This is a genomic window from Pseudomonas sp. PHC1, assembly GCF_046487845.1.
GTDB classification, from domain to species: domain Bacteria; phylum Pseudomonadota; class Gammaproteobacteria; order Pseudomonadales; family Pseudomonadaceae; genus Aquipseudomonas; species Aquipseudomonas sputi.
On sequence record NZ_JBJXHJ010000001.1, the window covers coordinates 287,079 to 309,326 of the forward strand.

General features: G+C 58.8%; 10 protein-coding genes. 4 read left to right on the plus strand and 6 right to left on the minus strand.

Annotation, left to right across the window (positions count from 1 at the left end):
- The first annotated feature begins 19 nt into the window (after window positions 1–19).
- The 4 genes from ACKJSM_RS01280 to ACKJSM_RS01295 all read left to right on the plus strand — a co-directional run bounded on the left by ACKJSM_RS01280 (window position 20) and on the right by ACKJSM_RS01295 (window position 15,348).
- Window positions 20–3,184, plus strand: a complete 3,165-nt coding sequence (locus tag ACKJSM_RS01280; protein WP_410236455.1) for a hypothetical protein — start codon at window positions 20–22, stop codon at window positions 3,182–3,184.
- 135 nt (window positions 3,185–3,319) lie between these two features.
- Window positions 3,320–6,913 carry a Tc toxin subunit A gene (locus ACKJSM_RS01285; RefSeq protein WP_410236456.1) on the plus strand — a complete coding sequence of 1,198 codons (3,594 nt, stop codon included), beginning with the start codon at window positions 3,320–3,322 and terminating at the stop codon, window positions 6,911–6,913.
- 12 nt (window positions 6,914–6,925) lie between these two features.
- The gene (locus tag ACKJSM_RS01290; RefSeq protein ID WP_410236457.1) at window positions 6,926–11,032 is read left to right on the plus strand and encodes a neuraminidase-like domain-containing protein; all 4,107 of its coding nucleotides are present in this window, start codon (window positions 6,926–6,928) and stop codon (window positions 11,030–11,032) included.
- The gene (locus tag ACKJSM_RS01295; protein ID WP_410236458.1) at window positions 11,029–15,348 is read left to right on the plus strand and encodes a hypothetical protein; all 4,320 of its coding nucleotides are present in this window, start codon (window positions 11,029–11,031) and stop codon (window positions 15,346–15,348) included. Before ACKJSM_RS01290 ends, ACKJSM_RS01295 begins: the two co-directional genes overlap by 4 nt.
- A gap of 8 nt (window positions 15,349–15,356) precedes the next feature.
- Here ACKJSM_RS01295 and ACKJSM_RS01300 read toward each other — a convergent pair whose 3' ends face one another.
- Genes ACKJSM_RS01300 through ACKJSM_RS01325 form a run of 6 tightly spaced genes read right to left on the minus strand, consistent with a single transcriptional unit; the run spans window position 15,357 to window position 22,076 of the window.
- Window positions 15,357–16,688 (minus strand): DUF58 domain-containing protein, encoded by a 1,332-nt coding sequence (locus tag ACKJSM_RS01300; protein WP_410236459.1) that lies wholly within the window; start codon window positions 16,686–16,688, stop codon window positions 15,357–15,359.
- The gene (locus tag ACKJSM_RS01305; RefSeq protein ID WP_236182629.1) at window positions 16,685–17,686 is read right to left on the minus strand and encodes an AAA family ATPase; all 1,002 of its coding nucleotides are present in this window, start codon (window positions 17,684–17,686) and stop codon (window positions 16,685–16,687) included. The genes ACKJSM_RS01300 and ACKJSM_RS01305 overlap by 4 nt, the downstream gene beginning before the upstream one ends.
- Entirely contained in the window at window positions 17,683–18,849 is a 1,167-nt protein-coding gene (locus tag ACKJSM_RS01310) for a DUF4350 domain-containing protein (RefSeq protein WP_410236460.1), read from the minus strand. Before ACKJSM_RS01310 ends, ACKJSM_RS01305 begins: the two co-directional genes overlap by 4 nt.
- Window positions 18,846–20,390 carry a DUF4129 domain-containing protein gene (locus ACKJSM_RS01315; protein WP_410236461.1) on the minus strand — a complete coding sequence of 515 codons (1,545 nt, stop codon included), beginning with the start codon at window positions 20,388–20,390 and terminating at the stop codon, window positions 18,846–18,848. Before ACKJSM_RS01315 ends, ACKJSM_RS01310 begins: the two co-directional genes overlap by 4 nt.
- Window positions 20,377–21,354, minus strand: coding sequence for a stage II sporulation protein M (locus ACKJSM_RS01320; RefSeq protein ID WP_236182632.1), 978 nt, complete (start codon window positions 21,352–21,354; stop codon window positions 20,377–20,379). Before ACKJSM_RS01320 ends, ACKJSM_RS01315 begins: the two co-directional genes overlap by 14 nt.
- Window positions 21,351–22,076 (minus strand): RDD family protein, encoded by a 726-nt coding sequence (locus tag ACKJSM_RS01325; protein ID WP_236182633.1) that lies wholly within the window; start codon window positions 22,074–22,076, stop codon window positions 21,351–21,353. Before ACKJSM_RS01325 ends, ACKJSM_RS01320 begins: the two co-directional genes overlap by 4 nt.
- Between the last annotated feature and the right edge of the window lie 172 nt (window positions 22,077–22,248).

Genomic DNA, 22,248 nt, shown 5'->3' on the forward strand with positions numbered 1-22,248 from the left:
GAACAGTGAGGTCTAGGGTATGGACACAACAGACGATGATGTCAATGACGAACCACTTGCCGAATCGTTTGGAGCACCTCTTTCTGGAAATACCGAGAGCTCATCCGAAGCTCCAGATTCACGAGCTGATAGTTCAGATCCAGCAGTGCCCTTCCTTATCGACTCCCCGATTACCGCTCCCGGTCCCAGAGCCTTCATTTCCAGGACAAGGGGGTATCAGGTAATCGGAATAAACATGGGGGTATTCAATTCGATTCAAATGGATTTTCACGGCCCGAACAATGAGTTCCATACGAAGACTGTAAGGGATGCATTCCGATACACCACTGAATTTGACTTGGGAGCGGGGCTACACGAAATCCATTACCGGAAGCATGCCGATAATCAGTGGAAGGAATGGTACAACTCCACTCCTTTCTTTGCCGCAAATCCGCCGACAATCACGACACCACCCGGAACCATTTTCCCTACAACCACCCCTACGATAACGGGCACCGGGCAGGCCGGTGCAAAGGTCCAGTTGTGGCGCAATGGTAAGCCTCATAGCAGCGTGGGTTATGTATCTGGCACAAGTGGTGTGGGAACCTGGTCATTGACGACTTACATTTCGTCCGAGGGGAGTCTTACAGTCTCGGTTCGAGAGGAATACACCGGCTGGCAAGGACACCTAGAGTCGAGTCCTGTCTCCTTCACAATAACGTTACCGGTCGCGGATCCTTTAATCGATGATCCGAAACCGAATCAAGTCATCACCGTGGCCAATCCAACGATCAATGGTAGAGGCCAGACTGGCGCAAGAATTAATATCTGGAGGCAAGATGGTACTGGCGGGATCTATGGGACGGGCACCGTTCAGGGCATTGGGTGGCGCATTACCCTGACCAAACCCTTGCCGCACGGCGAATTCATTCTTCTTGCCGAGCAGATCACCTCATTGGGGAATAGAAAGTGGTCCAACCCGGTGCCTGTCGATGTCCGTGTCAAACCCGGCACCCTGCTCATTGCCAATCCTCCCGCCAATACAATTGTGAACCGTACATTTAATGTCAGCGGGACCGGGGGGGTAGCGGGATCCGATATCAAGGTCATGCTTGATCTCAATGACAGGGTGCTTGGCACCAGTCGGGCCCAAGGCTCTAGCTGGAGCGCGTCTGTCTCTATCCCGGCCGACATCCCGCCAGGGGTAATCCGCATCGCTTGCGTGCAGATACTCAACGGTACTCCTTCCGATCGAAGTCTGTATTTAACGGTCAAACTTGCCCCCCCACAACCGGACAAGCTGACGGTACAAGTCGATGACCAAGGCAAGGTGACCCTCGGAGGTGTCGGACATATCGGCGCGATGTTCGATCTTCATGTTCAGGGCAACTTCACGCCTTTCCACTCTTTTATCGTGAACGAGTCTCCCTGGTCGGTGTTCTTTCCCGATTGGTTGCCGGGTACTTCGCTGATCGGCGGCCGACAAAGTGTGCCCGACGTTACAGGGTCTCCTATTTATTCGGGTTGGACGCCGGAAAGCACCTCCGTCGAGGTGCCTGTTCCTCTCCCGACACTGAGTTCCCGCGTCAGCCCGGACGGTATTCCCACGTTCTCCGGTACGGGCAGGAACTGGTCCGGTCAACCGGCCTCCAGTGTCGAAGTCCGGTTGCAAGATGCCAGTTCTGCGATCGTGCCAATCGTCGACGTTCGCGCAGATTCGACCTGGTCCAGCACGGCAACCGCACGCTGGGCTCCCGGTTCGTATCGGGTTACGGCCATTCAGAGGTTCAAAACGCTGCAATCGGAATGGGTTCAACCCCCTCTTTCAGTGATTATCCCCGCCCCAGTTGCCGTTATCGAAAAAGTAACTCCGAACGGTTTGTTTGCAACGGTTGTTGGCCAATGCTGGCCGGGAGCGCAGTTGACGATCACGTTCAGCAACGAGCCGACTCCTTATACGGTTGCGGATACGGACAAGAACGGGCAATGGGACTTCCAGCGCCCCACGGCGTTTAGCCCCGGCAGGCACACGGTCACGGTCACGCAGACTTTCGGTGGGCAAACGTCCAATCAGGTGTCCATGTCCTTCGACATCGTACTGAGCACACCCGTTATCACGCCGCCAGCCAATGGGCAGACGGATCATTTGCCGATATTGCACGGCACCGGCGGGATCGAGGGTTGCACGATCAGCGTGTACGACTTCGCGAGCCGAGTGCTGTTGGGAGAAGCGATCGCGACAGGCGATGACTGGTCGGTGCAGCTCACGGAACTCGAGTATCAGACCCACACGGTTTTCGCCGTGCAGGTTCTGGGTGATCTGCAGTCGCAACACAGTGCCCCGGTCGAATTTATAGTGGTGTTGCTTGCGCCAACGATCGACTTTCCAGAAACAGGAACATCGGTCCCCCGGACATTCACGGTAGAAGGCTACGCCAGAGCGGGGAAAGGGTTCGACCGGACTGAGGTCGAGCTGCGAGTCGATGGCGAGTCTTATCGTGTTTTTCCAGATTTTGGCAATGGATATTTCAGTCAGCATTTCACACGGCCATTGGGGGCATGCGTACTGAATGCCACGCAGTACTTCAAGGATCAGATGTCGCCGCCTACTGAGGATGTATCTGTAACGGTCGTTCCCGACAAGCCTTTCATTGAAACGCCAGGCGTTGGTGAGGCTGTCGGACAGTTTGCGGTGATCTGTGGGTTCGGCTACCCGGAAGATACCGTCGTGGTTGCCTTGTCTGATGGAACGGAGCTGGGGCAGGCCGAGGTTGAGGAGAACGGGACGTGGTCCTGTCCGGTCGAGCTTCCTGAGGCCGACACCGACCTTTCACTCCTCGCCGAGCAGCGTAAGGGCGAGTACCGCTCCGCTTGGTCTTTGCCCCGTGTGGTGCAGCGGCTTGCGGCCCCACCCACGTTTGACGAACCGTCGCAGGGCAATTGGGTGAAACCAACACCCGGATTCGCAGGCGGTGCTTCGGCGGGTTCGCAGGTCGATGTGGGTGCCTGGTACAACGCCGACGAGAATCATGCTGAAGGTCTGGTGACCAGCGACGGACGTTGGGCCGGAGTATCCGAGCGACATCTGCCACCGGGTCCGCAATGGGCTCGCGCCGTGCAGGTCGTGGAAGGGAAACGTTCCATGCCAGCGGACAGCAAACGATTTGAAGTCGTGTCGACTGAGGAATCACCGCGCCAGACTTAACCCGACCAATGGTTGCCTCTACTGTCAGTTCTGACAGTAGACGGCGCCCGTTCGATGACGCCAAATTCATCGTAGGGGCGACGCGAAACTCGCCATTCCTTTACTGGAAACCGTGTCGGAACCAGGAGCCTCAACATGACCCGTTCTCCCGCCCAGATCGCTCAGAAGATGTTCGTTCAAGCGGCCGGTAAACCCAAGCGCTCGTCCACGACGGCAATGACACGGTTTTTCAAGGCGGGGGGATCGGTCGCCGTACTGGCGCAGAAGGGCGTCGACGGGTTGATGCACGACTTTGGGTTGAACCGGCAACAGGCCAGCGAGTTCCAGCAGCGCCTCAATGTGCTGTCGACGGTGGTATTGCGGCATTTCATCGAGTACCAGCTGACCACCAGAGATGTCAGGGCTGTTGCACGTAAGGGGCTCAATATCGGTCCGACTTATGCCTTGTTGTTCAACCCGAATTTCGACGCCTTGTGCCCGCCGGGTGCGATCGAAGCCATTCATTCGCCTGCCGCGTATCTGACAGCCCTTTTGCATTGGGCATTGCATCGTCTGGGCGTGACCAATGGCGATGCTCTTCCGCTGGTTGACCGGCGTACGGATCTCGAAAAACTGTTGATCGATGTCAAGGCCGTCCATGGTTCAGTGTCGTCGGTGGAAGTGATCAGTCACATCATGGAGCGCTTCATCATCTCTACGCAGGGGGCCATTCAGAACCTCGACGAAGCATTGAGCCAGAAGGCATTTCCTCGCGGGCTGCCCTTTCACTTTCCCTGGGTCACGCTCGATCATGTGCTGAAGGGGTATGGCGAATCGGTGGGCAGCGTGGTGCGTCTGTGCGATTTGCAGTATCCGTATTTTCTTCGCTCGGCACCGTGGAGCGACAAGTCGGATGATGCTCTCGTTCAAGCGACACGGTTGAGTCCATCACAGCGGACAATCTTGACAGAGGCGAGTTATTTTCCAGACGGGGCGGAGGAGTTCTACCAGAAATACCTTGGTCTCAAGGATATTTCGGTGGGTAATCTGAGGCTCGTCGCCGTTTTCAATGAAAGAACGAAACTGGAGACGTTGGCGCTTGAGAAATTGCTTTCGATTGAAGGTTTTGCTCCCTTCCTGTCCGAAAATGCGCCGGGTTTCGTCGCGGCCCCTGTAACAGGCAAAGACCATGGGTCTGTGTTTGTTAATGAGGCAAAGTCCCCGCCCATCACCATCGTCAATACCGGCGTGGATCTGCTTAACCGTTTCGAGGGTATGGAACCCGATCGGGTTGAGCGTGCCAATCGTATAGTGCGACTGACGGACTGGTTGCGGTTGGCCAGTCACGAGACCGATCGACTGATCGTGGCGGCAATGCTCGCTGAAGTGCCCCCGCCGACGCCCTCTCGCTATTGGATCACGCCCAATACTCTGCGAGCTGTCGGTCTGTTTCAGGAAATGCGGGAGCTCCCTGAATGCACCGCAGAAGACTTCGCCGCCTTTATCGGGCCGCTTTCCGTTTTCGGGCGCGGCACGGAGCGTTCCCAATACGATCGAATTTTCAACAGTGGTGCCGCCAGTTCGCGTGCATTGGTGCTTGATGACCGATCCTTCCCGGTGATTCCCGTGACCGCTGACGACCTGCTGACCGTCAAGCAGTTGTGCGCAGGTCTGGGCATTGATCTGGAAACCTATTTTTACCTCGCCCACCTGATTGCCGCCGCTCACGGTCTGACTCAGCTCACATGCAGTTTGCCGATCGTGTCCAGTTTTTATCGCATGGTCAGACTGCCCCGGTTATTGGGGATCACTCCGATCGAGGCGGTCCTGTTGTTGAACCTCAAGGGAGGTCAGGTGTGGGTGAACACGCTGGCCGGCGTGCCGCAGATCAACAACCAGCACTCAGCCGACACGCCGGACGTACTGAGTGTGATGCATGCCTTGATGGATTGCGTTCAATGGGCCAGGACCGCGCAGTTACCAGTGCACTGGGTTGTGCAACAAGCAACAACGTGGCCAGCGAGCCGGCCCGATGAAAGACAACTCATGCTGTTCGATCAATGGCGTCGGCAGGCCCCGGTGACCCTGGTGACGGAAGAAGCTTTCAAAATAGCCGGCGTCGAGCCCTTGTCGAACAATCGCCAGTGGTTGCGGGCGCTGGCGGCGTTGGTTGACGAACAGGGACTGATTCGTGATTTTGTTGAATCAGCGGATCAGGCCTACGAAGCCCACGCCCGGGTAATGACGGAGCAGGCCGTGGTGTCGGAGACGGGAAGCCTCGATGCAGGCCTGGTGGAGCTGATTCTGGCGGTCGTGCTGCGTTGCCGCGCCAGTCAGAACAGTATGGTGCAGGAAGGGCTGGCTGCGTATAGCGGTCTGAAGCCGGATCTGGTTTTGCAGGTGCTTGGCTGGTCCGGCACAAATGTGCATTTCGTATTGGCAACAGTACTCGCATTGCCGGAAGCTTCCAGGGACAGCGCTACTGTACTGCGGCGTGAAGAGCTGCCGAGCGATCCTGTTCTGCAGGTGTTGGCCGAGTTCTCAAGACGCAGCGCCGTGGTCGCGAAGCTGGAACTCAGTCGTGAATTCCTCACCTATTTCATCGCGACCGGGTATCACCAAGCGTTCGGTCTGCATTCGGTCGACGTATTCGACCTGTCAATGTTGTACTACCTGACAGCCTACAAACGAGCACTGGGCATGAGTGATCAGCCGGAAACGAGGCTGGTTGACTATCTGCGCCGTATTAACGAGTTGCCGGCCAACCTGAGCAATCAAGGTCTTGAGCTGGTTCAGGAACGTGCAGCGAAGTGGCTCGCCGGGCTGTTCAACTGGAGCATGGATGAAGTGCTCATTTGCGCCGCTCATGTGAACCCGTCGATAGGGTTGATCATGACCCTGCAACAGCTCGATGTGCTGATCCGCATTCGCTTGCTTGCCAAAAAGACTGGTCAAAGCGCCAGGACACTCCTCGAACTCGGGAAGCTGCCACCGGAGAGCGAATATGCCGCCTATGAGCGGGTCGCTGATCTTGTCAGCGCCAGCCTGACGACCACGCCCGAACCGACTTATGCCGACGACGTCATGGCCGTGGGGGAGGACGTGATCGTGCGCTGGACGACGGTACCCGATCCCGTCAGTTTGATCGCCAACAAACCCGGCGAATTTGCCGAATTTACCGTAATCGTAGAGAACCGCGAAGGCCAGCCGCGAATAAACGTCAATGTTCATTTCGCCACTACACAGGGCCGGTTTGAAACTCCAATGATCACCACCGACAGCACCGGTACGGCGACGGTGAAGTTTTTCCCGGGAAGCCGGATGGGCAGCGTCACTCCCGTTTTCTGGCTGGATCTGGGGGAGGAAACGGCCGCACCGAGGATCGAGATCGGGCCGGATTTGGCCACGCTCCATTTGAAAACCCAAAACCCTTTCCCCTTGCCCGACAGCATCGTGCTGATCGGAACTCCGGTGACCTACCGCGCCATCGTCGTGGACGACTACGGCAATCCTGTCGCAGGCGAGTTGGTGGACTGGACGTTCGATCCGCTGGTTCAGCTTGGGATCAAAACTGTCACTGATCAACAGGGGCGTACCGAGATGACATTCACCAGTGGCGAGCCGGGCAGCGTCAAGGTTAAAGCGACGGCCCAAAACTCGACGTCCGTTACATTCCGGGATGTGCGGTTTGTCGAAAGCCTTCTTCATCGCCGGCAAGTACCAGCGCCCCGCAAGCAACGCAAACAGTGACAGGAGACGGTGATGCTCAACAAACTTTCAGGTGAGCTGTCAGCCCAGCGCCGTAACGCGTTGATCGATTTCTGCCTTCACGCAAAGCATGACAAGGCCGGCTATCTCTTTCCGATGACTACCCAATCGGCGGATGACCTCTGGGAATGGTTGCGTTCCGACCCGCTGGACAGCGATGAGATTGAAACCTCGTGGGTAGCGGAGGCCGTGAGCTGTTTGCAGGCCTACATTCATGCGGTGTTCCAGAAGCTCGAACCGGGGTACGACGGGCGGGAGTTCGATCCCGACCTTCTGGAGGAGTGGGAGTTGGCCGGCAGTTACGGGCCGTGGTCTGCAATGATGTTGCTGTTGTGCACACCTGAAGATTACATCACGCCTTATGTGCGTATCCGTAAAACCGGGTTGTTCAGGGACCTTGAGAGTTATGTGAATCAGACCTCGATCACTGACGATTCTGTGCTCAAGGGGGCACAACGTTACCTGCGCAGCTTTGAAGAAACCTGCAATCTGAACGTCTTGACCGGTTATCTGGATGGCACCAATCCGCTGAACACCCGTTATTACCTGGTGGGCAAGCAACGCGTTGCACCTTATGGCTGGTTCTGGCGACAAGCGAAGATCGAACTCGCGGTCGACTCGCCCTCGGTCAACCCGACGGCATGGCAAGAGTGGAAGTCTGCCGACATCCCCACAGATGACACCGTGCTGGACTGTCGGATGGTCTTTTGGGAAGGCCGGCCGTGCATGGTCTGGGTCCAATGGCGTCCGGGTCTTTTCGATAAAGCAGGTGGGGTGCATCGCCCTCACGAGCTGGAGGTCATGGTGGCGTTCATCGCGCTGGACGACAGCTGGTCGCCACCCATTCGCTTGCATCTGCTGCAGACGGACAAGGACGTATCGAAGGGGTGCCGGTTGATTGCGGTCATTTTGCGCGACGAGATCGATACCCTGTATCCCAAGGGGCGGCTGGCGGTGCATGTGACCAATGCCGAGCCCATGGCACCGGCGTCGTCAGCGCGGTCTGTCGCGATTTATGAAACCCGGGACTCGCTGTTTCGCAAAGTGAAGGATGAAACGGCGGTCATGGATTACCTGGCCAATCACTTGTTGGTCGATCGTCGTACGCTTCAGCAAAAAATGCAGCCGAAGTGGTTTCCGGCCGTTGACAGCCAGATCACCAGGACCGGCGCGCTGGCCGAGTACCTGGGGATCAAGGCTTATATCGTGCGTGGCGACACTCAATACTCGCTCTGGGTTCAGGGGTATTGCGCTCATGTCTCGCTTGGCAGTGGCACAGACGTAGAGTTCACATTGGCCATTCAATCTACCGCGGGTGGGGATCCTGCGCCGGACCAGGCCCATTACTCAACCGCTGGAGGATGGGCTACGAAATGGCAAGAAGTACGGCGACCGGCATTCAATGGCAGCACGATCACCGTGAAGTTGACGGGAACCGGCAATGGCGCCAGCTACGGTGAACGAACCCTCGTCCTGACGGTTCCCGCGGTGCTCGGGGATCATGGACCATTGCCGTATATCCATGATACCGATGCGCGCGGCGCCCAGTTTCTGGCCTTCAACCAACCGGCAACCGTTTTGAAGTTGAAATACGTCCGGCTCAATACGTTGATCGGTCACGACCTGGTGCTGCGTTCCAGTGTGTCGATCAGCGCGTTGCTTGACTGGGCGACGCAGTTTCCGAAGGAGCCGCCTTTGCCCGAGAACCAGGTCGAGCCGAACGGTCCGTTCGATGGCGCCAACGGTCTGTTTTTTTGGGAGCTGTTTTTTCACCTGCCGCACCTGATTGCCGCCCGGCTGCGCGACGAGAACCGTTTTGAGGCGGCCCAACGCTGGCTGCATTTTATATTCGAGCCGCAGGCGCCCAAGAAACCGGCCCAGGACGATACCCCGGAAAGACCGCAATACTGGCATTGCCGGCCTCTGAATGTGAAAAAGCCCGACATCGCCTATGAAGTCTTCGCACCGGGGGATCCGGATGCCATTGCCTATTCATCGCCACGGCATTACCAGATAGTGATTTTCCTCGACTACGTGAACAACCTCATCGCCTGGGGCGACTGGCTCTATCGCCAGATGACACGAGACAGCCTGACGGCTGCCAAACTGCAATATGTCCGGGCCAGATCGCTGATGGGCGCCAGACCGGATACGCGCAGCATCAATAGCTGGAAGGCAAAGGAGCTTGGCGAGCTCGTGGGAGAGATACAGACCCGATCGGCCCTCGCGGATTTTGAAAAGACGCTGCAACTGCCGGAAGAGGGTTTGCCGCTCAGGGCTGCGCGTACTCAGCAGTTGGGTGTCTACGGCACGTCTTCTTTCAAGATACCGGTCAGTCCGCGTTTGCTGAGGTTCTTCGAGCTGCCTGATGAGCGTATCGACAACATTCGTCATGGTCGGACAATCGACGGCAAGCTTGCATCTATCCCTCTTTTTACCGCCATGGATCCAGATGAGTTGTTGAGCCGCCTGGCAGCCGGTAACGCGGGACCGGTGCGACCGATGGGCGGGCAGTTGCGAGTGGCGGCCTATCGCTGGAACGTACTGTTCGATGCAGCGTTGCAGATGGTGCAGCACTTGCAGGAGTTGGGGAACGAAGTACAGCGTCTGCTTGAAAATCAGGATCGTGTCCAGCAGGAGATGTTGCAGCAACGCCATTTGACCGAGCTGGGCGAATTCGCTCGTCGGGCACAGGAAGAATCCATCGCACGTGAGGTCGAGAGCCTTACGGCGCTGCAGCACAGCAGAACCATGGCCGAAGAGCGTGAGCTGCATTACACCGACCTGTACGAAAAACATATTTCTCCAGGTGAGTACAGCGTCTTGGTGAATGTTGAATCTGCTTCAGCCGTCAATTCTTTAGCCACCGGATATCAAGCAGGGGCGGCGGTCCTCCATGCGTTTCCCAACATTTTCGGAACGGCCAGTGGCGGTGCTCAGCCAGGTCACCTGTTAAGCGCTGTGGGGTTTGGTTTTCAGATCTATGCAGACGCGTTGCGCGCCAGTGCCGACAAGACCGCCACCTCCGAAAGCTACCGTCGTCGCCGAGAGGAATGGCGGCTGCTGCGTAATCAGGCCACTGCTGAAAAAAATGCGATCAGTGCCCAGATTGCGGGCCAGGAACGGGCCATCAAAGCAGCAAGGATCAATCTGGAACACACCTTGGCCGTGAATAGCCAGGCGCTCAAACTGTTCGAGTTCCTGCAGACCCGGGCGACCAATCTGGAGCTTTACCAGTGGCTGATGGGGCAACTGCAGACGTTGCACTTTCAGGCGTATGACGCCGCTGTTGCACTGTGCCTGAGCGCTCAGGCAGCCTTGCGAGCGGAAACCTGTGAGTTCGAGAACTATCAACTGGACACCGATGTCTGGCGCGACCAGCGGCGCGGCTTGACGGCCGGCGCGACATTACTGGCCAGTCTGTTGCGAATGCGGTCGGAATATTTGCAACGTCGGGAGCGACGCCAGGAGATCGTCAAGACCGTTTCGCTGCAACGGCTGTTCGATGATCCGGCGACCCGGATAAAGGGTTATGACAACTGGGCTGACGCGCGTGAGCAATTGCTGGCAACGGGCTTACTGGATTTCGAGCTGATTCAGCTGCTGTTCGACCGCGATTACCACGATCATTACTGCCGCCAGATTTCACGCGTTGAAGTCAGTCTGCCCATACTCACCGGCCCCTTCGAAAATGTGGTGGCGAACCTGATACAGGTCGGCAGCTATATCGCCACAAAACCGTCGACCGAATCGCTGGAGTATCTGCACTCCGGTGAGGGCGTTGCACCTGTCGATGTGCTGATCAATCTGAGCAGTGGGCAGCAGGTTTCCCTGTCCTCCGGGCTGGATGACACCGGTCTGGTTTCTCTCAGGGCTGACGAAGGCATGACGCTGCCGTTCGAAAACACCGGTGCCGTCTCACGCTGGCAAATCGTATTTCCCTGGCACTTGAAGCAAGGGCCGATGCTGTCATCGCTGACCGATATCGTGATCAAGGTGTTCTACACCGCCAAGGTCGGGGATCTGGCTTTTTCCAGAAAAGTACAGGATCTGGTAAACGAGGCTGAGCGCAAGGTCGAGACCAAGAGGACGCAATCATGAGCGAGAGAGGCATCGACACGAATCACAACTTCGTGAAGAACGGCGAATTTACCGAGGGCTATGCCCACTGGGAGGATGTGAACAATCCGGGGGGTGTCGTTATCCGGGATGACGAATGGGAAGGCAAAACCCTATCGCTCATGACACTGACCCACCGCGCGCAGGTTCGGCAAAGTATGATCGTGCCGATCGGACAACAGGCGCAGACCCGTTATAGCCTGCGTTTTCTGTACGAGAACACCTATTCGTCATCGTCCGGGCTAGTGGTGGTCAATAAAAGGGGGAGTGACGAAAAGTTTGAAATCGAATTGCCCGCGAAGGCTGGGGGGCGGGGCGCCGATCTTTTGGCGGTTGATCTGACCGAGATGCGCAAGGATTTGCCGGACAGTCTGGGTTTACAAGCGGGTGAGGAGCTGGAGATCAATTTGAGGAGCCCGGCAAGGGATGCGGGCGACCCTGGCTCTGCGGAAATTCGTCTGACCGGGATAGAGATAAATCTGAATCTTCCGGCGCTGGGGCTGTTGGCCGTTCTCATTGATGGCAATCGTTTCGACGCGGGCAGCGTCCTGCCGATCTGCCTGGGCGCTACCGGAGATCAACATCACACAGTTTCTTTTGCGGTTGATCCTGAGAGTGTCTGGAATAATCTTGAGGCCAGCCTGTGGTTTGAAGATAACCCGCAGGAGGCCATTACCACTGAGCCCGAGTTGGGAAAACCTCAACTCATTAATCTGGAATGGTCAGTGGATTCTCCAGACGTGCCAGGCGAAGGGCCTCGTGACCTGGAGGCGAAGATTTACAGCAAGTACTCGGCGCCAGCGTATCCGCTGTTGGTTTCCTGGGGGCATCATCGCTTGGAGCTGCTCGCGCTCAAACAGGCCGAGACGTCCCCGGTCATCGAGTACAAACAATCGGTGGAGCTGCAGGTTCAGGTCAGATCCTTCTATACCCACGCACCGGTAGCGAGGGAGGTGGTCTGGCGGATAGAGGGGGAAGCAGCAAAGGTTCTGCACCAGGCACCCACCGATGCGCAAGGTCGTGCGACGTACCAGTACACTCCCACCGAGGAGGGGCTGAGCAGGGTTACCGCCTCGGTTGCCAGTCCTTTGTCCGGCAATGGCGAAGCGACGTGTACCTTCGAGGTTCAGGCGTTTGCTGCTGATCCTTTCAAAACCTTGCAGGCTCGGTTCGATGGCGGGGCACCGGCCGTCTGGGGGGCGAAAACCCGCTATCCAGAGCGCGGTGAGTCATTCCCTGTCAATCTGGACATTCCTGCGGGGCATCCTCTGAGCGCCGCCGAGTTTTTCCTGATCTGGGGAGAAGGTGATTCTCAAGCGGACGTAGGCGCAACCGCCCAACCGGATTTCGGGACTCCAGCACCTGTTGTTGGCGGTACGGTCCTCTGGAGTACGAACTTCGAAGACAAGCGCGACGGCCTGTTCGGCTGGGTCCTCGGTTGTTCCTTGTTGCAGCATTTATCGACAGGCAATGCCCTGTCGCTGGCGTATAACAGAGTCGAGATCGGCGACACCTGGGGGCCGAGCAAGTCGCCGGTAGTGGACGAAGGTGATGTCGTTACGTGCATGGTGAACGTGCAAAGAAGCGACGGACAACCGGTCAGCAATGTGGAGGTAGGGTTTGTTACACCCACCGGTACGGTCAAGTCCTTCACGGGTGTGGATGGTTGGGGGAGTGTCGATCACACGCCGACCGGTGCCGGTGATTACGTTATCGTCGCGCAAGTACAGCGCCACGAGGATGCTCCAGTGGAGGAGCATTCATTCGCCGTCAAGACATTGCCCACCAGCGCATGGAAAGGGCAAGTCAACTTCTCTCTGGACGGAAAACCGGTCGACCGGCTGATTCAAGGCGTGGTTTGCCGGCGTGGCAGTGCGCACAAACTGCGTATTGATCCCGTTGCGGGGAGCAGCTTTATCGGCAAATCGATTGCTCTGGGCTGGAACGTGAATACACCCTCTTTAGCGGGACTCCAGTTGAGTCCGGCAGCCGGTGTTGCCCGGGTGATGGACCCTTCCGGTCTTGAGTGGGACATCAATTCAGTCGCCGATCGCAGTGGGTTTGCAACCTTGATGTTCAGCAGTTCCCATTTGACGGAAACGCGCGAGTTTCCCTTTCGGCTGGTGGACAGTGATCTCGCCACAGAGATCCGAGCGATGCTCGATCATGTTTCGGCTGAGCCGGGTAAAGACACCTTGTATCCCTGCATTTGGGGAACTCACCAGTCCAAGCTCATGCCATACGGGATCAGCGCATTGCATGGACTGCCAGTGAAACTGGCCATCACGCCCTTGGCGCCGGGGATGGTGGTCAACCCGCCCCTGACTGAAGATGTCGTCATGACCGCAGGTGGCGCGCGCAGGCAACTGGACTTTACCGACAGCACTGTCGGTGTCGAGATGACTCAGACCGCGACCATTGTGATCGATGGAGAGCCGCTGACGACGCAGACTCATTTGAAGCTGGGTCATAACAAACTCAAGATTCTGGCCTTGCGTGGTCCGGCCATCGATCCCGTCATCAGCAAAGGCGAACGTGCTCGGGTCGAGTTTCGGTTGGGTTCGGCGTTCACGGATCAACCCGTAGAGAATGCAGAGCTCACGGTGCGAGTCGGAAGTGCCGAGCCTGTTTCCATACAGACAGAAGCCGATGGCTGGGCGCAGCACAACGCCCTGCCGAGTCAGGCAGGTATAAGCCCCATTACTGCGGTTGCTTCGAATCTTTACGACGGATCAACGGCCGAAGCCGGGACGCAGCTCAAGGCCCTGGCAGAGGATCCGTGGCTGGATCTGCGTGTAGCCCTCAATGAATCAGAGCAGTATGAGTGGGCACAGAAGCCATTTTTTCCGAGGCGCGGAGAGGGGTTCGATTTTCGCATTTTTGCCAGGAGTGGCAGCCCCTTGCTCGATCAGCGTTTGGCGCTTGGTCTGGTCAGTCCAGGTCCGAGTGAAGGAGGGCTTGAGTTCAACTTGGCGTTGGGTGAATTCCACGCGTTGGATGAGCAGGGGCTGAATGTTCAGTTCAAGGATGCAGATGTGAAGGATGCAGGTATATCTCTCCAGGTGGCTGCCTCTCATTTGTTGGATCGATCTCCTGTGCAGCACCTGTCTTTGGGAAGTCGAGCCCTTGTCGCCCGGATTACCTCGACCAGTAGTGTTCTTGAGGTGGTTGATTGGGGAGCAACAGTGAGCGCTGAAGTCACCGTAACTCATGTGTCGACCGGCAAGGCCATGAGAGGCTTGCCGATCCACTGGAAACTGCTGGAGCAAGAAACAAGGGAGACTTCCACCAACTATCGGGGTGTCGCGCGGATCAGCTTTGTTCCTCGAGTTGCGGGGCCAGGTATCGTCACCGCTACGCTTGCGGGCAGCACTGATTCGGCTTCAGTCAACTTCCGCTATTTCATGAATGAACCTTGCCGGATCGAGGAGTTGGTCGTTGATTCGCCAAGTGGTTATCCCGGGCAAAAAGTATCGGCACATGCATTCGTGGTTTCGGCCCACAGTGGGAAGGCGCTGTCAGGGATCGAGGTGGCCTGGCGGCAGGGCAGTCAAACATTGCCTTCGACCTTCACCGATGCGCAAGGCAAGGCAACGATTGGGTTTTGGATGGTGCCAGGTGAAACCCGATTGATCGCATCGGTTCGAAGTGGTCTGGCCGGTAGCAATGTGAAGTCGTTGATGTTGTCAGCCCCGCAGGATGAATTGGTCGTCGTAGAGCTGACCAGTGACGACACCAGATTTTGGCTGGGTGAGACCATGAAGGCACAAGCCCATGTGCTTTACGAGCGACACGGGGGCGTTGCTCCAAGCGTCACGGTGGTTTGGCGTTATCCGACGCTTCAGTCGTGCGAGTCCGTGACCAATGAAAATGGACTGGCATTGATAGAGCTGACGCCTGCGCAAACGGGTATTCATCAGTTGGCGGCCTATGTCCGGGAAGGTTCCGCCGGCTCTAAGACTCTGGGTTATGAGGTTCTTGATCCGCTTGATTCTCCTGACCATGCGGATATCGAGTCTATTAAGGCTTCGTTCAGTCCGGTACTCATCTACACATTCACCACAATAACCGCGCTGATCGTGGCAACGGAGTCCCGACAACCCATGGCGAACAGGAAAATCTTCGTTTCCAAAAATGGGCAGGCAAGTCAGGAAGCACGCACTGACAGCAAGGGCAAGTACTCGCATTCCTGGTCGCCGACTTCAACCTCTGAGCAGGTTTCTCTTCAGGTCACCCTGACAAATGCCGGTGGTGGTTCAGTCAGCAAGTCTTTGACTGTGCCTGTTGTGGATCGCTGATCTGGCAGTCACAAGGCCTCGCTTTTTTTCCAGGCCAGGTATCGCGTCACCAATTCGGCGCCCAGCGCCGAGGGCTGTGCATTAATGATCGGCACTCCGTGAGTCCTCAATTGCTCATGGAGTCTTGCCGTGCCGTTCAAGTAATCCACCATGGCGCAATAGGCCAGTGCATCCGTCAGCGATTGAACCGGTGTAAGTCGCACGTCTTCGAGCCTTTCTTCGTACAGGCTCGCGATAAGTACGCGGTGCTGCTTGCCCAGTTGAGTCACGGCGCTCAGCAGTTCTTCATCAACCTCATCCCGCACATTGGTCACCAGCACCACCAGCGCCCGACGCTTCTGCCTTGCCAGCAACTGATTCACCGCCGCCGGATAATCCGCAGGCCGGTGCGTGCTGTCCAGATCGTAAACACTGTTGAGCAACACCTTGAGCTGCCCCGTCCCTTTGATCGGCGCCACGTAGCGCGGCTGATCGCTGGCAAAGGTCATCAACCCCACCGCATCCCCCTGCCTCAACGCCACATAACTCAACAGCAAACACGCATTCAACGCATGATCAAAGTGCGAAAGCTCCCCATCCTGACTGCGCATCTGCCGCCCGCAATCGAGCATGAAAACAATCTGCTGATCACGTTCATCTTCGTATTCCCGGGCAATCGGCGTGCGATGGCGGGCGGTGGCTTTCCAGTCGATCTGGCGCAGGCTGTCGCCTTCGCGAAACTCCCGTAGTTGATGAAATTCCATTCCCTGGCCACGGCGTTGGCGCTGTCGCACGCCGAGCTGGCTGAGCCAGTTGTCCACGGCCAGCAACTGTCCGCCGTAGAGGCGGGCGAAGTCGGGGTAGACGCGGGTGTGGTCGGTGATGTTCAGCAGCCGTTTGCCGGACCACAAACCGAATGGGCTGGGCAAATTGAGTTCGCAGACGTGGAATGTGAAATGGCCACGCTTGAGCGGGCGCAGGCGATAGCCGATCAGGCTGCGCTGGCCGGGTTGCAGCTCGGTGGAAAGCGGCAGGTTCTCGTAGCTGAGGCCGTCGGGTATGTGGTCGAAGAGCTGAATGGCCAGTGGCCGGGCGAAATCGTGTTCGACTTCCAGCCGGGTTTCGCTCCAGCGACCGAGGGCCAGGCTGCCGGGCATTTGCCGACGTACGCGCGGCGATGGCAGGCGCTTCAGACGCAGCGCGTCCAGCAGACTCAACACGAACATCGCCAGCAGCAATCCCCAGTTGATCGACAGCAGGCTCGAAGGCACCTCGACGTCCAGCGCCTGCAATGCACCCAGCACAATGCCGATGGCCAGCAGGACCGCCAACCAGATCAGCAGCAGGCGCGAGGGTTTCACAGGCGCGGCGCCGGTACTTGGTCCAGTAGCTGCTGGAGCACCTGATCGACTTGCAGCCCTTCGATGTCCAGCTCTGGCGCAAGGCGTACGCGATGGCGCAACACCGCCAGTGCGCAGCCCTTGATGTCGTCCGGAATCACGAATTCACCACCGCGCAACAGGGCCCGGGCGCGGGCGCAGCGCACCAGTGCGATGGAGGCACGTGGCCCGGCGCCAAGGGTCAGGCCCGGCCAGGTGCGGGTGCTGCGGGCCAGACGCACGGCGTAATCGAGCACCTGGTCGTCCAGCGGCAGATCGCTGGCGATGCGTTGCAGGGCTTGCACGTCCTTGGCCTGCAGTACGGTGCGCAGCGGTTGCACATCGAGCATGTCGGCACGGGTCGAGCGGCTGACCTGCCGCACCATGTCCAGCTCCTGGTCGGCGTCGGGGTAATCCATGCGCACCTTGAGCATGAACCGGTCGAGTTCGGCTTCCGGCAGCGGATAAGTGCCTTCCTGTTCGATCGGGTTTTGCGTGGCGAGCACCATGAACGGTTGAGCAATCGGCAAGGCTCGCCCTTCGAGGGTGACCTGACGTTCCTGCATCGCTTCGAGCAGCGCGGCTTGGGTCTTGGCCGGGGCGCGGTTGATTTCGTCGGCCAGCAGCAGGTGGGTGAACAATGGGCCTTTGCGCAATTTGAACTGCTCGGTCTGCAGGTCGTAGACCGCGTGGCCGGTGATGTCGCTGGGCATCAGGTCCGGAGTGAACTGGATGCGTGCGAACTCGCCGCCGAAGCATTTGGCCAGGGCGCGAACCAGCAGCGTCTTGCCAAGCCCGGGAACGCCTTCGAGCAGCACATGACCGCCGGCGATGAGCGCGGTCAACACGTCGTCGATCACCGGGTTCTGGCCGATCAGCGCCTTCTGCAATTCGCCGCGCACCGCTTGCGCCAACTGGCTGGCGCGCTGGCGTTGCTGGGCCGCGTGGCTGAGCGAGCCGGGTTCGATGTGTTCAGTCATAGCGTGTTCCTCAAGGCTTGCAGGTGGGCGACCTGACGGCAGAATTCGGCGCTGGACATCCGCCGCTTCGGTACCGGGCTCAGGGCCTGGCTGATGGCACGGGTCGGTTGGCGGGTCAGGCGCGACAGCACCAGCCATTGTTCGGCGACATTCAGTTGGTCGAAACCGGGATGACGGTGACGGGCGCGGCGCAGGACGTCCTGCTGCAACGCTTGCAGCAGTGAGTGCTGGCCGTTGTGACGGGAAATGAATTCGGCGCTGGCGCGCAGGTGCTCCATCAGTTGACGACGACCGATAGGAACGGGCTTCTGCACCGGGCCGTGACGCATGCCGACATGCCACAACCACAGACCGATCAGCACCAGCAGCGCGACGATGGCTTGCGGAAAATAGCGCCAGAGCAAGGTCGGCAGACCGTCGTGTCCGGTGTTGTACAGCAAGGTCACGGCCGTGTCGGCGCTCAGATACCAGAGCAGCCAGGCATTGTCGTGTTGCGCGATGGCCGGGGTTTTCCACAGGTCCGCATCGGTGACCACGGTGATCGAACCATTGCCATAGGGCAGTTGCATCATGTGCGTGGCTTTGGCGCTGTTGGCCCAGGCCTGGGCGAGGTTTTTCGGGTCGTCGAGGTGGAACGCGGTATCGAACCCGGCGTAGGCGGGGGCATCTTCGTCTTCCAGATAGAGCTTGGTCAGATTGGGGTAGGGATCTGCGGCGGCATCCAGTGGCGGATCCTTGAGATCCTTGCTGAAGGACTGATGCAGTTGCACACGATCGAGCAGCAGGTCGTTACTCTGGCCGGTCTTTTCATCCCAGATCGACTCGGCGACGAACACCAGCCGTCCGCCCGCGCGAGCCCAGTTCAGAACCTGATCGACCTGACGCGGGGTCATTTTCGAGCGGTCGTTGAACATCAGCAGCGTCTGCTGGCGCGGATCGATTTCAGGCAACACGGCAAGGCTTTCGGCATGACTGACGTCGATCCCGCGCTCGCGCAGAAACATCTCCGCCGCCAGATAAGGGTTGGCTTGTGCTGCGGGGGAAGGGCCGTGATCGACTTCGGCCTGGTAAGGCGTGGCCTTGAGGTACAGATAAAAGCCCAGCGCAGCGAGCAGGGCGACGATCAGCGCGCCGCCCAGAAGCCAGAGCCCGCGCCGGTTCAACGGGCGGCTCCGTGGCCGAACAGGGCGCGCCAGCCATCACACAATTGCTGTTGCAGATGCGCCGCCGGCACTCGGTGCCCATACGCCATGTTCTGCCAGTGGCCCGTGAGATGGCGGCTGTAAGCGAGCAGTTCCGGACGCTGCAACTGTTCGACCCGGGCCAGCACTTCGTTTTCGGTGTCGGCGGGTTTGAGGGTCAGGTTGAAGTCGTGCAGCAGATGGCTGAGCAGTGCCCGGTACAGCAGACCCAACGCTGCGCGCGGTTCGGTCTGCCAGAGCTGTTCCGCGTGGCCGGCGATGTCATCGGGCAGGCTTTCCTTTTGCAGGTCCAGGCCGAAGGCCTGTTGCGGCAAGGGGCTTTTGTTCGCTTCGGGCAAGCGCGGACGGCGGCCGACGAACGTTTGCAGAAAATCCCGATAACGCCAGACCAGCCAGCCGAGTCCGGCGATCACTGCGGCCCACAGCACGACTTCGATCGCCTTGGCCAGGCCGTCGAGGTGTCGGCCGTCCAGCCATTCGAGCAGGCTTTTCAACCATTGCGGAGCTTCGCCTTCCCTGGGTTTTTCGGCAGCCGCGGGATCTTCGCCGAAGCGATAACGGGTGACGGTTTCCTTGTTCTTGAACGGCGGTTGTTCGAGCAAGGCCTTGATGCTGTCGCGTGATGCCTCGCTGGTCAGTGGCTGGTTCAAGAGGCGGGGCGCATCCGGAGTAGTGGCCGGCTCGGTGGCCCAGGCTGATGGCACGCCCGGCAACAGCAGACACACCACCAGCAGCAAGCCGATCGCGCTGCTGTTCAAACGCTGGCGCAAGCGGCGGAACACCAGTTCGATGTCCCAGGCTTCGAGGACGGTGCGGCGGTTCAGATACAGGCTGAATCCGCAGGCGACATACACCGGTTCCCAGACCACCAGGATCAGTGCATAGAGCGCATTGGTCAGATGCTCCAGCCAGCGCCATTCGTAGTCGGCCGCGAAAATCAGGCTTTGCCAGTCCCAATCGGTTTCGACCTGTTGCGGCACAAGCAGATAGAACAACACCATCAGGCCGATCCACAGCGCCGTTTCCAGATGAACGCCGATGACCGTCAGCCACTGGGCCGCGCCGGCATTGCGTTGCAGCAGCACCTGCAAACGCTGCTGGCGCGCCGTACCGTCGAGGCCTTCAAGTTGCTGCACGGGCAGCAGGAAGCTGCGACTCAGGCTGAGCCGGCGCCAGGTCAGGCTGGCCAGCAACTGTGGCTTGAGCAGGCGCGGCCATTGGCGCAACGCCTGTTTCAAGGTGGGTGTTTCGCCGAACAACGCCTTGGACAGGATGTACAGCGGCAAGCGTTCGTAGGCCGGTTTCAGCCACCAGAAGATGAACACGGCGAGCGACGGCGCATCCCACAACAACAGGCTGAGCGCCGCGAACAGCGGCAGGGTGACGAGGGCCCAACTGGTCATCAGCAGGTGCCGGTGCTGCTGGCTCATGAGCACGCCCAGGTCCATGGCTTCCCAGGTGGTGCGCGGGCGGATCGCCACGCTGGCGTCACTCAGGCGCATGGCGGGTCCTTCCGGCGAACAGCAGATACAGCGCCACGCCGAGCCAGAGCCCGGCGCCGACCAGGTATTTGGTCGGCGGCGAAACCCCGGTGCGCGCCGACCAGTAGGCCTCGATAAATGCGGCAATCAACAGAAACAGCATCACGCCACAGATCAGCAGGATGCTCCGGCGGGCCGCCATTTGCAGGGCCTCGATTCGCGTCAGATGTCCGGGTGCAATCAACGCCCAGCCCAGTTTCAGCCCCGCCGCACCGGCCAGAACGATCGCGCTGAGTTCAAATGCACCGTGCCCGATCACGAACGACCAGAAGGTCTGGCCGAAGCCGATCTCGCTGAGATGCCCGGCCACCGCGCCGATGATCAGCCCGTTGTAGAGCAGGAAAAAACCACTGCCCACCCCCAGCAGCAAACCGCTGGCGAAGGTCTGAAAGGCAATGCCGATGTTGTGCATGATGTAGTAACCGAACATCACCCAGTCCTCGCTGGCCGCGCGTTCGGCCGAACGCCCGAGATGGCCGGCGACCGGGTCGTACGTGTTCTGCATCTCGCGCACCTGCTCGGCGGGGATGAGGTTGTAGATCAATTCGGGACTCAGATACACCAGCATCCCGAAACCGATCAGGCTGCCGAAGAACAGCAGTGCGGCCGTCAGCACGAAACGCCATTCGGCGCGCACCAATTGTGGAAAACCGGCCAGGATGAAACCGAGGACGTCAGCGCCGAGCTGGCTGCGATGACGGTAAAGCTGTTGATGACCGCGCAGCACTTGCTGTTGCAAGGAGTCGACCAGAAAACTGCTGTAACCGCGTTCCTGCGCCAGGGCCAGATGCTGGCAGAGGCGGCGATAGGCCTTGGGAAATTCTGCCATCTGTGTGCTGTCCTTGCCGCGCTCCAGGCGTTCGAGGGCGAGGGTGAAACGCTCCCATTCAGCCTTGTGGCGGGATTCGAAAAGGCTTTGCTTCATGTCGGCCCCAACAGGCCGCGCGCGATGCCATTGAGTTCACCGACGGCTTTCGGCGCGCTGATGTGCAGTGGTTGAGCAAGCAACGCCGCGAGTTCATTGACCCGCGCGGTCGACAGTTCGCCCTGGCGTTCGGCGAAAGCGAGCAGGGCACGTTGTTCAGTCAGGGTCAGCGGGATCGGCGAACGACGGGGTTCGGCATCGGGCAATTGCGGACGCATGAGCGGGCGTTCGCTGTAGATCACCAGCGTGCCGGCAGCGATGTCGCCAAGGCGTTTGAAGGTCGGGTGTTGCAGGCAACTGATCGCACCGAGGAAATAGCCGAACGGCATCAGGTCGACAAAACGCAGCAGGTTGCGCAGCAGGGAGGCTGACCAGCCGACCGGCGTGCCATCGTCGTGCACTACCCGCAGGCCCATCCATTGCTTGCCCGGTGAACGGCCCTGATGCAGCACTTCGAACAACACCATGTACCACCAGCTCACCACAAACAGCAGCAGTGAGCCCAGGCCGATGCCGAGTTTGCCGAGCAGTGCCAGCAACGTGAGCAACAGGCCCAGGATCAGCCCGCGCACTCCCAGATCGATGGTGAACGCCACGGCACGCACCATCAGGCCGGCGGGACGCAGCGGCAGGTCGATGCCTTCCGGCGTTTCGACCGGGTGCCGCGTGTCCAGTGGCGGGGCCAGCGGTGCTTTCCTTGGCGGTGCTGTGGTCTCGAGCATGGGCTACCTGATGTTGCCGGATCGGGATGCAAGTGCGTCCGATGCTAGCAGTCTCTCGGGGGGAAACGACATCACTATGTCATACACATCTTTCAACCAAAGGTGACTGAATGATGCGGTGCTGGCCGTGACGGCGGTCGAACGCCTAGACTTTGCCGATCTTCAGTTCAGG